This is a genomic window from Paenibacillus sp. Marseille-P2973 (genome assembly GCF_018101095.1).
Taxonomy (GTDB): domain Bacteria; phylum Bacillota; class Bacilli; order Paenibacillales; family Paenibacillaceae; genus Fontibacillus; species Fontibacillus vini.
The window spans coordinates 216,953-230,629 of record NZ_JAGQEH010000003.1 but is presented as its reverse complement, the minus strand read 5'-3'; the positions used below and the strand labels follow the sequence as shown (position 1 = coordinate 230,629).

General features: G+C 46.8%; 12 protein-coding genes. All 12 read right to left on the bottom strand.

Features of this window, described 5'->3' with window-relative positions; translation table 11 throughout:
• Window positions 1-328 precede the first annotated feature (328 nt).
• Window positions 329-1,264 carry a P-loop NTPase family protein gene (locus KB559_RS07885; RefSeq protein WP_211021178.1) on the bottom strand — a complete coding sequence of 312 codons (936 nt, stop codon included), beginning with the start codon at window positions 1,262-1,264 and terminating at the stop codon, window positions 329-331.
• A gap of 26 nt (window positions 1,265-1,290) precedes the next feature.
• Window positions 1,291-1,791 (bottom strand): GNAT family N-acetyltransferase, encoded by a 501-nt coding sequence (locus tag KB559_RS07880; protein WP_211021177.1) that lies wholly within the window; start codon window positions 1,789-1,791, stop codon window positions 1,291-1,293.
• An 11-nt stretch (window positions 1,792-1,802) separates the two neighbouring features.
• Window positions 1,803-2,735: a helix-turn-helix transcriptional regulator gene (locus tag KB559_RS07875; protein WP_211021176.1), complete on the bottom strand. Its 933-nt coding sequence runs from the start codon at window positions 2,733-2,735 to the stop codon at window positions 1,803-1,805.
• Window positions 2,736-2,892: 157 nt separating this feature from the next.
• Entirely contained in the window at window positions 2,893-4,059 is a 1,167-nt protein-coding gene (locus KB559_RS07870; RefSeq protein WP_211021175.1) for an epoxide hydrolase family protein, read from the bottom strand.
• 135 nt (window positions 4,060-4,194) lie between these two features.
• Window positions 4,195-5,688 carry a serine hydrolase domain-containing protein gene (locus KB559_RS07865; RefSeq protein ID WP_211021174.1) on the bottom strand — a complete coding sequence of 498 codons (1,494 nt, stop codon included), beginning with the start codon at window positions 5,686-5,688 and terminating at the stop codon, window positions 4,195-4,197.
• Between the two features lie 36 nt (window positions 5,689-5,724).
• On the bottom strand, window positions 5,725-6,300 hold the full coding sequence (locus KB559_RS07860; RefSeq protein WP_211021173.1) for a histidine phosphatase family protein: 576 nt from the start codon (window positions 6,298-6,300) through the stop codon (window positions 5,725-5,727).
• 83 nt (window positions 6,301-6,383) lie between these two features.
• On the bottom strand, window positions 6,384-6,890 hold the full coding sequence (locus KB559_RS07855) for a nucleoside deaminase (RefSeq protein WP_211021172.1): 507 nt from the start codon (window positions 6,888-6,890) through the stop codon (window positions 6,384-6,386).
• Between the two features lie 358 nt (window positions 6,891-7,248).
• Complete coding sequence (locus KB559_RS07850) at window positions 7,249-8,262, bottom strand: ABC transporter substrate-binding protein (RefSeq protein ID WP_211021171.1); 1,014 nt, start codon at window positions 8,260-8,262, stop codon at window positions 7,249-7,251.
• Between the two features lie 51 nt (window positions 8,263-8,313).
• Window positions 8,314-9,375: an ABC transporter ATP-binding protein gene (locus tag KB559_RS07845; protein ID WP_211021170.1), complete on the bottom strand. Its 1,062-nt coding sequence runs from the start codon at window positions 9,373-9,375 to the stop codon at window positions 8,314-8,316.
• Between the two features lie 34 nt (window positions 9,376-9,409).
• Window positions 9,410-11,065, bottom strand: a complete 1,656-nt coding sequence (locus tag KB559_RS07840; RefSeq protein ID WP_211021169.1) for an ABC transporter permease — start codon at window positions 11,063-11,065, stop codon at window positions 9,410-9,412.
• Window positions 11,066-11,098: 33 nt separating this feature from the next.
• Entirely contained in the window at window positions 11,099-12,172 is a 1,074-nt protein-coding gene (locus tag KB559_RS07835; protein ID WP_211021168.1) for an ABC transporter substrate-binding protein, read from the bottom strand.
• Between the two features lie 205 nt (window positions 12,173-12,377).
• Entirely contained in the window at window positions 12,378-13,643 is a 1,266-nt protein-coding gene (locus tag KB559_RS07830) for a PTS ascorbate transporter subunit IIC (protein ID WP_211021167.1), read from the bottom strand.
• Between the last annotated feature and the right edge of the window lie 34 nt (window positions 13,644-13,677).

Sequence of the window (13,677 nt, the reverse complement as noted above, 5' to 3'; positions counted from 1 at the left end):
GAGGACAAGAATAACTATTCGTGTACGATTGAGACCCGGCTTCTAAATGCAAATAAGTCTTGTTTAAAATGTAATTACAATTCTGGCATAAATAAAGCCCATCATAGCACTCATAAATCGGTTCCTTCTTATTAATATATTCGGCTATTTGCTTTCTTCCTTCTTCCTCTTCGTACCATTCTAAAATAGCCTGCAAACTAATATATCTAAATCCAATCCCCAAAAAAACATTCTTGTTGTATGAGCATTGACGACAACTCAAAATACAAGCGACTCCCATAAAAAATCACCACCGTGTATAGGGTGTTTAGCAGATGTTCGGGTACTACTAAGAGATTCTTTCAAAAACAGTTCCATTGTCATTTCTATTTGCATATAAATCCTTCTCAGTTATAACCACCCGATTAACTCTATCGCCTTCTTTAATAAAATTTGCAGTTACGCTCATGTCATCAAGATAGAATTGACTATTATCTTTAGGTTTCAGCTTTTTATTACCAAATATAAATAATTGATCATCGATCAGTTCGATATTTATACTAAAGTTTAAATCCTGATTGTAGTAGATTCCTTTATACTTAGTAAGTATAGTTATATCGACATAAGGATCAGGAAAATATTCCAAGTCAAATTCATTGATCAATTGCTGCTCGTATAACGAATAATCTTGTTTTGAATTTTCAATAGATATTGTTTCGAGGGATACTTCTTTCACAATTTCATTAGCAAGTGCAGCATAATCCAGAAAAAAGCTAATATGTGAATTTATGCCCAACTCCATCCGATTTATGAAATACATCTCATGTTTATACTCATTATGTTTCTTTAGTAAAAAGTCTTCTTTGCCTCTAACGTCAATCATCTGATGAATTGCGGCTTCAGCATCTTCTTGATAGAAATATATCAATTTGCAATCAATATCTCCTAAAAGCTCGCTCGCATTAACAATTACAGATTTAATTAAGTTTCGATTGACATCTTTATGTAACAAGTGAACAATGGGACTTTGGAATAAAGCAGATTCCATAACAACCACATCGCCACTAGATTGATTAGAAAGGAACTTGTTCCATCTATCTAAATACGACTCAAAAAACATATTGTAATCGTCAAAGGATACAGAATGAATGATCGGATGGTTATAGGTAGTCTCGAAAAACAAGTTGCATGTGTGGCCATTTCTCTCAAATTGATTTGCAAGAAATCTAGCGAATGTCGATTTACCCGATCCAGGAATTCCTTCGACTAATACCACTCTTTTCATTGAGCCCTCCCTCTTACTGCAGTTCTTCATAATTTAAGGACCATTAAATCCTCATCAAAATATTGCCCATTATATTTAAGAGCATTTCTTTCTGTCCCATAAATCTCAAATCCGAGTGATGCATATAACTTCTTGGCATTACTATTGCCGGAAATAACAGTTAAATTTATTTGTTCCAGATCTTCCATGTCTTTAGCTTTTTTTATCAACTCAAGTAATAACTCTCGTCCTACACCAGTTCCTCTCATTTCAGGTGCTACGTACATGCCGAATATATTTCCTTTATGGGCTATTTTCATCCCAACTGCACGTACAAAAGCAACGATTCCAACTAATTCACCTTCAACAAATGCTCCGAGAACGAATCTATCTTGATTAGGACTTATTCGACTAATTACTGTTTCTAGAGAGAATTCTTTCTCTCTTTCGTAGGTTGATCCAAAAACGTCGGGATCGTTTCTAAGTCCGCTCAATCGAACTTCTTGATACGATTTAGCATCTGATTCTTGTAACACTCTTACTATCATATGTTCTCCCTTCAGTAATCATAAATCTGATCATATAGTTCGTGCATTTTCCGAATATGCAATTTTAATTCATGTATCAATGGGGGAGGTTCTATAACCTTCACTAAACTGCCGTAGCTCAAAATCTTTTGAACGGCCCGATCCATTGAAGAAAAGTGTGCCGTCAAAGATATCGTCTGATCGGGATTTATGGTTATTGGGTCGAACCCGAACTCATCACGCACCCTCGTTTTGACCTCCGGCTGAAACCTCAGAACCGCCTTTACCTTCAAAAAATCGGTTCTGTCCATAAATTTCTGTTCGACTTCCTGCAGCGTGTAATCCCGGCGGACAAAGCTTTCCGTCAACATTTTCAGCCCGCTTATGCGCGAAAGGCGAAATACTCGAATATCAGCTCGGGTCAAGCAGTAGCCGTACACATACCAAACATAGCCTTTGAGGAAAAGGCCCATCGGTTCTATTTTTCGTTCGGTTTCCGAACCTTTATTGTCCAAATAAGTAAATTGAACGACATGAAGCTCCCTGATTGCCTGATGCAATGACATGAAATGCTCTTTATCATTGGGTGCCGGCTTGAAATCGAGATCCACGTGCGCTTGGCCTTCAACTCGTGTTTGTTCAGGCATTAACGCCCCGATCCTTTCAATTAACCGATCGATATCGGCATGATCCGTCGCTGACCGCACACCGCGCAAGGCTGAACAGATAGACGAGAAGTCCTCCAAGGTTAGTACTTGCTTATCCAACCGGTAGCCCGACATGATCTCATACCCCCCGTCCGATCCAGCGAATGAAACAATCGGAATTCCAGCCTGATTAATGGTTTCCATGTCGCGGTAGATCGTGCGCAAAGATACCTCAAAACGCTGTGCCAGTTCAGTTGCACTAACGCGGGGCCGATTCAGCAGTGTCATAGTAATCGCAAGCAAGCGATCCAGCTTCATGAAAAATCCTCCAAACTAGGAATTCAGAAATTGTAAGTTTCCTGACCCTACTATGTTCTACACTTTTGTCACCTTAACCTTCCGCTACGGCGAAGAACTTGATGAAAAGTAAATACCTCAAGATGGGATCTCGAGGTATTTGCCAAAAATTGATATATTAACGGAAACGTCGGAAGAACGCTTGAATGTCCGGGACGAGAAGATCTGGAGCATCCATCGCGGCAAAATGCGTGCCTCGTTCGAACTCTGACCAATGTACGATGTTCGTGTTGTCGCGCTGGGCAAAACGCTTTATGGACTTAAAATCATCCCCGCATACTGCTACACCCGTTTGAATCGCATTCGGTCTTTGCGGCTCTTGACCTTCAATATGGGCATTCTCGTAATAGAGGCGGGCCGAGGATTCCGCCGTATTCGTCAACCAATACAACGAAACGTTTGTCAAAAACGCATCACGATCAATAGCATCCACATGATCGCCAAAGCCGTTAAATAATTCGGCTATCCAAGCAAGCTGCCCGACCGGCGAGTCTGCTAGACCATAGGAGAGTGTTTGCGGCCGGGTCGACTGAATCGAATTGAAGCCGGCCCGTTCCTGGAAGTTCGACAGGAATTGAAGACGTTTCATCTCCTCCTCCGATAAATCAGCCATCTCCGCCGGATCTCCCGTCGGGAAGGAGAATAGCTGCAGCACATGAATACCACGAAGACCTTCTGGCTCCTGCAGGCCAAGCTCACGAGATACAAGCGCGCCGCAGTCGCTGCCGTGGGCTCCATACTCCTTATAACCCAGGCGCTTCATCAAGGTATCGAACGCTCTGGCTATGCGGGCAATGTTCCATCCCTGTTCGAGAGAGGAACCGGAGAAGCCGAACCCAGGTACAGACGGGATCACGAGATGGAAGGCATTAGCCGGATCACCCCCGTACTTCCGCGGATCGCTAAGAGGACCGATAAGCTCCAGAAACTCGACAATTGAGCTGGGAAAAGCATGCGTCAGCAACAGCGGAAACGCGTCTGGTTCAGGTGAACGGACATGCAAGAAATGTATTTGAGCGCCATCGATAGTTGTCATGAATTGTGGGTATTCGTTCAATCGAGCTTCGTGTTTACGCCAATTGTACTCATTTTGCCAGTAAGTCGCCAACTCCTTTACATACTCAAGCGATACGCCATATTTCCAACCCTTATCACTAAACGCTTCCGGCCATCTCGTCCGGGAGAGGCGGAATTGAAGCTCATCAAGATCAGCCTGTGGGATCGAAATACGGAACGGCTTGATATCTGCACTTGCCTCGTTGAAAGATTGGTTGGAAATTGTCATTGAATATCCTCCTCAAATGGGTATCGTTTGTTTTATACTCTCATAGTAATACTTGAACCCTGACAACATTATGTCAGGGTTCAAGCCAAGTTAATTTTTTATTTCAGCAAAACGATATCCAACCAAGGGGCGCTTTTATAAACTCCTCCTAAGAATTCCGATTTTCTTCATATTAATTATTATCGATAAAATACAATTGATAAAAGTTAGCCCCATCCAAATAAATATTGAATACGACATCCACACCTTTATCATCATATAATTATTGTCTAATAGATAAGGCCAGATTATTACCAATACCAAAAGTAGAATGCTTAGAATTAGTGCTACACTGCTTCCTGTCATTTTTCTGAACCTTGTCTTTTCATCTTTAATATTCAGTTTTATTCCTCTAACGAGTTTAATTGCTTGGACACATAATATAACGACAGCTATTATTACTAAGAATGAAAATACCAAATCAATTAAAAGATACACGTCATCATAATTAAATTTATGCATAGGATTTCCATTCATATTCTCATAAATGTTATTAGCAATTAGCGATGGTGCAGTTGAATTCAAATTAGCCATAACAAATATGGCCTGCTGCTTTTCTAAATCAATAAGAACCTGTGAAGAGTAATTAGGATTAGATCCATTATGACTTATAACTCTATTTTTCGTATTGATACTCCATCCGAATGAATAGAATTGATTTTCACCTTCGTAACCCGCCGTTTTGATGTCCACTTGATGAGATTGTTGTATCGCTTTCCTCAAATTATCTGGTATTTCGCCTATCCCCACTTGCGCATTAATCCAGCGTTCTAGATCTTTTGAATTCGTTACCAAGTATCCTGCAGCGATATTCCCATAATATCTAGGGGCATCATATTCTAAGCTTCTTCCAAAAAACACACGATATCCTTTGGTAAGCGTATCAGATTCCTTTTCCTGACCTGTTGAAAAATAACTATGAGTCATCCCTAAAGGAACCAGTATGTTTTCAGTCAAATAATCCTGATAGCGTTTGCCTGTGACCTTTTCAATAATCATCGCTAAAATATCATAATTAACAGTAGCATAATTATATGTTGTCCCAGGATATGTATCTAAAGCAATGTCTGACACATTATGTATCGTTTTTTCGAGCATATCTTCCGTGGTCCCCTCAGGAATTAACCGAATACTCCACGGAGGAATTCCGCTTGTATGTGCTAACAACTGATGAATCGTAATATTAACTTTCTCACCCTTAATGGTTGGCTCAAACGATGGAATATAATCTGTAATAGAATCTGAAAGAGATAGGGATCCCTCATTTTCCAATAAAATAACGGCCAGAGCCGTAAATGCCTTTGTAGTCGATCCCAACTCAAATAATGACTCTTCAGTTACCCTCTTCTTATTACTAACATCTGCGTATCCATAATTCTTAAATTCAATCTTACCCTGGTCTGATACTACGATAGCCACCCCTGGAGTCGCTGATTTGGACACGATGGTTTCCACCATATTTTCCGTAGTATCATAATTTCCCGTCCTTACCATACCCCCAAGTTCATTCCAACACACTATAGTAGTAATGATTGCGATAAGTAGGATGACATATATTGTTGATGTGCCTGTTTTACTCAGGATTTTCATCATTATGGTTCTCCCTATTGTAAGCTTCTATTTTTTTCATGAAAGATCATCATTCCACAATCTGGTTACTTCTTTTAATGCTAAATCCTCAAATTGCATTTTATAGATATCCGGTTTCGTTAATTGATTCAAAAAATCCAAGCCATAAGCCGGATCAAAATGATTCATCATCAAAGTCATTACAAGACCGTGGGTTCCGACAGCTATTTTCTTCCCTCTATGCTCATTTAGTATCGGTTTTAGAATTGCGATTGCTCTATTCTGACACTCAGCATTAGACTCTCCACCCATTAAGGTATAGTCAGGGTCATTAAAACTCTCTCGGATACTAGACATTAACTCTGCATTTTCAATAAGATCTGCGGCAAAATGACGCTCTCTAAGATCTTCAAATATCTGAACCTCTTTGTTTAAATGCTTGGCCAATCCCTCAACACTAAGAATTGCCCGTGTATAAGGACTTGATATAATCATGTCTATTCCTTCACCTACAAGTAACTTCGTTACCTTTTCAATATCGGCCTTTCCTTTTGGGGTAAGCCCTCTTGTTCTTTCATTTCCTTCATTGTATGGTGATTCTCCATGCCTAACCATATAGATAATTGTCTTCATACCAGGCCTCCTTGAGAAGATTCATTAAAATAGACCGTGATTTCACCTGCTACAAATCGAATTCATACTATTCTTATTCTTCTTTATTTCGCCTCCCATTCTGTATTTACTATTCCACGTCTAATATTCCATTCTTTTAGCATTTTCCTTTGTTTATTCTCTAAATCCAGACTTGGTGATGCTATGTAATTGATTGTATTAAATTGATTTATGAAATGAGGGCCTTCTTTCATACGTCTTATTGCTCCATATTCATCATCATCCGCTGCCCAAACGACTTGTTTAATCCCTGATAGCAAAATAGTACACGTACACATGGGACACGGCTCGCAAGTTGTATATAGAGTCAAGTCGTTTTTCTTGAATCTTTTATTAGTTGTATCTAACAAGATGTGTCCGGCCTTTCTAATTGCATCCACCTCTGCATGTGCGGTGCAGTCCTCCTGCGTGAATACTCTATTTCTCCCTCTACTAACTACTTTGCCTTCGTTATCAACAATTACAGCCCCAATTGGGTATGTCCCTTCACTCTCTGCTAACGTTGCTTCTTCAAATGCTAATTCTAAAAATTTGAGATGATCCTTAATCATGAGAATGATCCGTCCTTTGTTTTTATTGCATTGCAGTTATCTCAGCTAGCGTCCCCGCATCTGAGAGACGATCCGGTTTTGTGGGACTATTTGCAACTTGTTAAGCCATTAAGCTTTCTAAACAGTCCCATTTATACCCAATATACACCATACGTAAATTTGAGGAAACCGCAAAAAGAGCCTACCACACCATGGCAGACAGGCTCACGATCAATCTCTTATTATCCTTCTATTCATTCCAAATCAAGTTTAAAAAAACGCCCCAACCTTAGATAGCTCTGATCTTTGGCTGGGACGTTTATCTTGAGCTTATTTTCTTATCTGGAAGATGGAGCTTGTAGCACGTTTAGCTCAACGGTTACCGCGCCCCCAGCACGTCGGTCGTCCATTTGTTAATCAGACGCTCGCGGTTTTGACCGGCCCAGTCGAGGTCGTAGGGAATGACGTTCAACTTCTCCAGCGGAATGGCTTCCTCGGGCGCGACGGCATCGCGATTGGTAAGCTGCTGGTAGTTGCCGACCTGTTTACCGAGCTCCTGGGCTTGCTTGGTCAGCGCCCAGTCGACAAATCGGCGGGCTTCCTCCTGGTGCGGGCCGCCCTTGATGATGCCAACGGCACCGATCTCGTAGCCCGTGCCTTCCGTCGGGAATCCGATGATGAGGTTTTGGAAGCCCTCCTTGTAGAACTTCAGCGCGTCATGGGAGAACATGACTGCTGTCCCGACCTCTCCCATTCCCACGGTGCGTCCAGGGACACTGCCGGAGGTGGTGTAAATGACATTCTGCTGATGCAGCTGACGCAAGAAGTCAAACGCTTCGTCCTCGCCGAACAGCTGCACAAGCGTCGCTAGCATGGTATAGGCAGTTCCCGAGGAGCGTGGATCCGCCATCGAGATCATGCCCCGGTATTCCGGCTTCAGCAGATCATACCACGATTGCGGAGCCTGCAGACCGACCTCCTGCAGCCAGGTTTTGTTGGAGACGAAGGCGATCGCTCCGACATATATGCCGGTCCAATACCCTTCCGGGTCGCGATATTCCGGCGGGATGGCCTCCACATTTTTGGATACATACGGCTCCAGCAAATCTTCCGATTTGGCCTGGATGAACGTATCGGCCGGCCCTCCGAACCAGATGCTCGCTTTGGGGGAATTCCGCTCCGCCCGAATTCTCGACAGAATCTCTCCGTTCGACATGCGCACATAATTTACTTTGATGCCGGTCTGCTTCTGAAAGGTCTCCATCGCCTTGATCGCATGATCCTCATACAATCCGGCATACACGGTAAGCGTGCCTTTGCTCTCCTTGCCGCAGGCAGAAAGAAGAAATATCAGCAGGGAGAGCAGCAACGCGGATAGCGCTATTTTTCTCATGCAATCCCTTCTTTCTTGGCGTGATGTCATTTCTTCGGATGTGTACAGAAGCTAAATTACATGAAGGGCGTCCTCCGCAAATTGCAGCGATACGGAAGAGCCGACCGAGTACACCTTCTCCTGAATCGGGTTATGCTCGGTAATCTGGAACATCTGGCCCTCGAACAGAACCTCGTATTCCTGAGTCTGGCCCATGAACACGCTTTTCTGCACGATGCCCTGATGTCTTGTGCCTTTAGCTAAAGTGACGGCTTCCGGGCGGATTACCACGGTCACGCGGTCCCCCGCTTTAAACCCGTCGCGGCGAATCCGCAGCACACCCGAAGCTGTCTCCACGAGCAGCCGGCCGTCTTCCGTTCCCTTGACAGTGCCTTCCAGGAAGTTGGCGGTTCCGATGAAATCGGCCACGAACTTACTCTTCGGACGCTGATAAATTTCCATTGGCGTGCCGACCTGCTCGATCGTTCCTTTATTCATGACGATGACCTTATCGCTCATGCTCATTGCTTCGCTCTGGTCATGCGTTACATACACGGCGGTGATGCCGATCTGCTGCTGAATGCGGCGGATTTCATCCCGCATCACTAGGCGCAGCTTCGCGTCGAGGTTGGATAGCGGCTCATCGAACAGCAGAACGCCCGGCTCCATGACAAGCGCTCTGGCCAGCGCCACACGCTGCTGCTGACCGCCCGACAGCTGGTTTGGCATCCGATCCCGATAATCCTGTAGATTCATTATATCCAAGACGGATTCAATTTTCGAGATCATTTCGGATTTGGCCATTTTCTTGATTTTGAGGCCGTAAGCAATGTTGTCAAATACATTCAGATGCGGAAACAGCGCATACGATTGGAACACCATCGTGCAGTCCCGGCGGTTCGGCGGAATTTGGTCCACCGCCTCGTTTCCGAAGTAGATGTGACCTTCGGTGATGTCTTCAAAACCGGCAATCATGCGCAGCGTCGTCGTTTTTCCGCAGCCGGACGGACCGAGGAGGGTGACGAACTCCCCTTCTCCGATCTCCAGGTTCACCCCGGAGACGGCGTAAGACTTCTCGCCTCTATCGTTCATGAAGGCTTTCGATATATTTTTCAGTGTGACGGATTTAGCCATTTTAACATACCTCCTTAAGGATGGGCGCGGCCGCTTATGCGGACCGCTCTTTGCCGCCCATCCATCTCACGAGCAAGTTTAACAGAATGAGCGCCACGATCATGATCAGAATCAGAATCGTACAGTAGGCGCTTGCTACACCGATCCGGCCGGCCTCGACCTGCGCCAGAATCGACGCGGTAATCAGATTGTACTTGGCCGAGATGAGGAAAATAACGGCGCTCATCGCGGTCATGCTCTTGACGAAACTGTTCACGAGACCGCTGAAAAAGGCGGACTTGATGAGCGGCAGCACGACGCTCGTGAACACTTTGCTTCCGCTGGCGCCGAGATTCGTCGCGGCTTCCTCGATGCTCGGATCGATCTGCTGCAGGGCAGCAACTCCGGAGCGGATACCCACCGGCATGGAGCGTACCACGAATGCGGCAACGATAATGATGCCGGTTCCGGTCAGCGCTAACGGCGCTTTGTTGAACGCGAGAATGTACCCGATCCCGATGACCGTACCCGGTACGGCGATCGAGAGCATACTGATGACTTCCAAGGCTCTTTTACCGAAGAAACGTTTGCGGACAATCAGGAAGGCGATAATCATACCCAGCAATCCTGCAATCGGCGTGGCGACAATGGCCAGCATCAGCGTATCCTTGATCGCCTTCTGTCCTATAGAGAATACATATTTGTAATGATCCAGTGTCAGGCTGTTGTTGATGCCCCACAGCTTGATGAACGAACCGATCGGGACAAGGGCATAGAAGGCAATAACGACGAACGACATGATCATACAAAATGTGAATAGTCCATGTTTAATCGCTCCGGACTCGATCATTCTCCGTTGTCCGGTAGGCTTGCCTGTGACGGTAACGTAGCTTTTTTTGCCGACCCAGAAATTTTGCAGAATATAGACGATGATCGTCACCGTCAACAGCACCATCGCCAAGGCGGCCCCGGCCTGCAAGTTGTAGCTTCCGACGGCCTGCAAGTAGATCTCTCTGGCTACGGTGGAGTAGTTCCCCCCGATCGTCATCGGGTTCCCGAAGTCCGCAAGCGACTGAACGAACACGAGCAGGAACGCGTTGGCGATTCCCGGGACGGACAGCGGCAGCGTGACGCTAATGAACGTCTTCAGCCGGCTGGCCCCCATGTTCTGACTGGCCTCCTCCAGCGAGGGACTAATCGAGCGCAGCAGCCCGGACAGTGTCAGGAAGGCTATCGGAAAAAAAGAAAGCGTCTGTACAAGAACCAGGCCATGCAGCCCGTAAATATTCGCATTTTCAAGTCCCAGCAGGTTTTTGGTAATCAGCCCCTGCTTTCCGAGAAGCAGCATGGCGGACAAGGCAATGACAAACGGCGGTGAAATGACCGGGAGAATGGCAATGCCGTTAAAGAGCTTTTTGAACGGTACCTTTACATAAGCGAACGTATATGCAAAAACATAGGCAATCACGGTGGACAACGTCGCCGTCAGGACGGCCAGCACGAGGGAGTTGACCAGGGCGTGGAATAATCCGCCCCCGGACAGCACCCGCTGATATCCTTGTAAACCAACTTCGCCGGTGGACCCGACGAAGCTGGACTTTGCGATTTGGAATAGCGGATAGACGATAAAAACGAGTAAGCAGAGCATGACCAACACGATGAGAATCGGCAGGAGCGGCTCGCGCTTGAATCTCTTGAACATGGCGCTCATTCAAGCTCTCTCCTCTCTGAGTTCAAACTGATATTATTTCTTAACTTCGGCACTCCATTTGTCGATCAGGCGCTGACGCTCTTTACCGGCTTCAACGACATCGTAATCGATCGTATTAATTTCGGACAGATTAACGGCTTGCTCTGGTCCAACCGCATCCGGGTTCGTCAGGTTTTGGAAGCTGCCTACGGTTTTACCCAGCTCTTGAGCGGCCGGGGACAGTGCCCAGTCTACAAATTTCTGCGCCAGCTCTTCGTTCTTCGTGTTCTTGATAATGCCGATCGAGCCGGTCTCATAGCCGGTTCCGTCCTCCGGGATCGTCATTTCAAGGCTGCTAAAGCCTTCTTCCTGGTACTTGATAATGTCGTGCGCGAACAGGATACCTACGCCCGCTTCGCCCATCCCGACCATCCGGCCCGGTGCGGCGCCGCTCGTCGTATACTGCTGAACCTGCGGATGCAGCTTCTTGAGGTATTCGAAGCCCTTCTCTTCGCTGCCCATTACTTTCAGCACAGTGTACATTGCGGTGTACGCGGTTCCGGAGGAAGCCGGGTCCGCCATGACGATTTCGCCTTTAAACGCCGGGTTGAGCAGATCTTCCCATGTCTTCGGGGCTTCTACGCCTTTTTTGGCCAAAAATTCTTTATTGGAAGCAAAGCCGACCGCGCCGACATAGACGCCTGTCCAATTGCCGTCCGCATCTTTATACTTCGCATCGATCTTCTCGGCAACCGGCGACTTGTACGGCTGAAGCAGTCCTTCCGAAGTCGCTTGCACGAAGGTGTCTGCCGGTCCGCCGTACCAGACGTCCGCCTGCGGGTTATCCTTCTCCGCCCGGACCTTGGCGAGGATCTCGCCTGCCGACATCCGGATCATGCTGGCTTCAATGCCCGTGTCCTCGGTGAACTTCTTGATCGCGGCGACCGCGTGATCTTCCTGGAAACCGATGTATACGGTCAGCTTGCCTTGCGGCTTCGCCGGAGAGGCATCCCCGCCTCCGTTAGCTGCTGGTGCAGCCGTGTTGCCGCCCGAAGATCCGCAGCCCGTAAACAGCAACGCGGCCATCGTTAAAGCGGAGATTGAACTGATCCATTTTTTCTTTCCCATCTGTTATATCCCCCTTCAATGTTTATGGCTTAATTATATTGGTTGCGCTTACAAACCTGTGAGTCCAAGTCTCTGCCACTTCTCGCGGCAATAAAACAGACACATGAAAAAGCCCGATCCCCCTCTGATGAGGATGAGATCAGGCTCTCGTGCTACTATTGTTTTAGAGGTGTAGCATATGTTTTCCGGGACAGGTACCGGCGTTTTATTGAAACCAGTTGAACAGCTGATGCACTAGCACCCCGATGACTGAGAAATCGCTGTCGGCAAAAGTCGCGCGCAAATATCCGAGGTTCGTCAGCAGCGGAATGAGGAATGCCGGCAGAATCGTAATGACGAATCCGTGGATCAAGGAGGATACGATCAGCCCTTTACGGCCGCCGATTTGATAAGCGATAACGCCCGCCGCGCCGCCAGCGAAGAAATGCGGGATGACTCCAGGAATAATGACGGTATACTGCACCTGTAACAGCACGACCATCGCCGCCAGGCCACCGGTGAAACTGAGCAGGAATCCGATCATCGCGGCGAACGGCGAAAATTTGAACAACACCGGGCAATCCAGCGCAGGAATCGCTCCCGGTACGACCCGGTCGGCAATTCCTTTGAAGGCAGGCACGATTTCGGACAACAGCATGCGCACCCCTGCCAAGATAACGTAGCAGCCCCCTGCGAACCAGGTCGCCTGTATCAAGGACACGACGAGAATATGCCGTCCCGAGAACATCTCTTCGATCCCCCCGGGGGAAATGAACAACCCGGAGAAGAGGAACAACACGAAGGTAAACACCGTAATGACAACCATATGATCCTGAAAAAAAGAGCGCAGCTTCTGCAGCCCCTTCGACTCCGGCGGCTCCGGTCCCTTTTTGAACCAGGAAGCGACGAACCCGCTCAGCACATAGCCGATACTGTTGAAATGTCCCACCGCAAAGTCATTGTTTCCCGTTACCCGCCGAATATATGGCTGGGAGATCATGGGCGCAAAGGACATGCACAAAGCCAAGACGATCCCTCCGGCAATGGCCACCTTCCATAGCGGCATCGACATCGACACGAGCACTCCCGCGAGGAGCGAAGCCATGAACAGCATATGGTGTCCCGTTAGAAAAATATATTTGATCCGCGTAAAACGGGCGATCATCAAGTGGACGATCATCCCGGCCAGCATAATGAGCGCGATCTCCTCGCCGTAATTAATCTGTGCGAGCGCCGTAATCGTCTCGTTATGCGGAATGATCCCGATGATTTGAAATCCCTTCTGGATGACCGCCGATAAATTGGATAGGGACGAGCCGGCGGCGTTCGCACCGATCTGGAGCAGCGTGTAGCCGAGCATCGTCTTGATCGTGCCGTGGATCAACCGCTGGAACGGCTGCTTCTGCAGCAGCAATCCGAGAAACGCGATTAACCCGAGCAGCAGGGCAGGCTCCCCAAGCAAACCCTTGCTGACCAATTGCGTTGCGTTCATGGGCAACCCCCGCTTTTGTCTGTAAGTTATATTC

Coding starts and splice junctions, on each gene's coding strand:
- KB559_RS07885 (WP_211021178.1), bottom strand. CDS start 1,264: ATGAAAAGAGTGGTATTAGTCGAAGGAATTCCTGGATCGGGTAAATCG.
- KB559_RS07880 (WP_211021177.1), bottom strand. CDS start 1,791: ATGATAGTAAGAGTGTTACAAGAATCAGATGCTAAATCGTATCAAGAA.
- KB559_RS07875 (WP_211021176.1), bottom strand. CDS start 2,735: ATGAAGCTGGATCGCTTGCTTGCGATTACTATGACACTGCTGAATCGG.
- KB559_RS07870 (WP_211021175.1), bottom strand. CDS start 4,059: ATGACAATTTCCAACCAATCTTTCAACGAGGCAAGTGCAGATATCAAG.
- KB559_RS07865 (WP_211021174.1), bottom strand. CDS start 5,688: ATGAAAATCCTGAGTAAAACAGGCACATCAACAATATATGTCATCCTA.
- KB559_RS07860 (WP_211021173.1), bottom strand. CDS start 6,300: ATGAAGACAATTATCTATATGGTTAGGCATGGAGAATCACCATACAAT.
- KB559_RS07855 (WP_211021172.1), bottom strand. CDS start 6,890: ATGATTAAGGATCATCTCAAATTTTTAGAATTAGCATTTGAAGAAGCA.
- KB559_RS07850 (WP_211021171.1), bottom strand. CDS start 8,262: ATGAGAAAAATAGCGCTATCCGCGTTGCTGCTCTCCCTGCTGATATTT.
- KB559_RS07845 (WP_211021170.1), bottom strand. CDS start 9,375: ATGGCTAAATCCGTCACACTGAAAAATATATCGAAAGCCTTCATGAAC.
- KB559_RS07840 (WP_211021169.1), bottom strand. CDS start 11,065: ATGAGCGCCATGTTCAAGAGATTCAAGCGCGAGCCGCTCCTGCCGATT.
- KB559_RS07835 (WP_211021168.1), bottom strand. CDS start 12,172: ATGGGAAAGAAAAAATGGATCAGTTCAATCTCCGCTTTAACGATGGCC.
- KB559_RS07830 (WP_211021167.1), bottom strand. CDS start 13,643: ATGAACGCAACGCAATTGGTCAGCAAGGGTTTGCTTGGGGAGCCTGCC.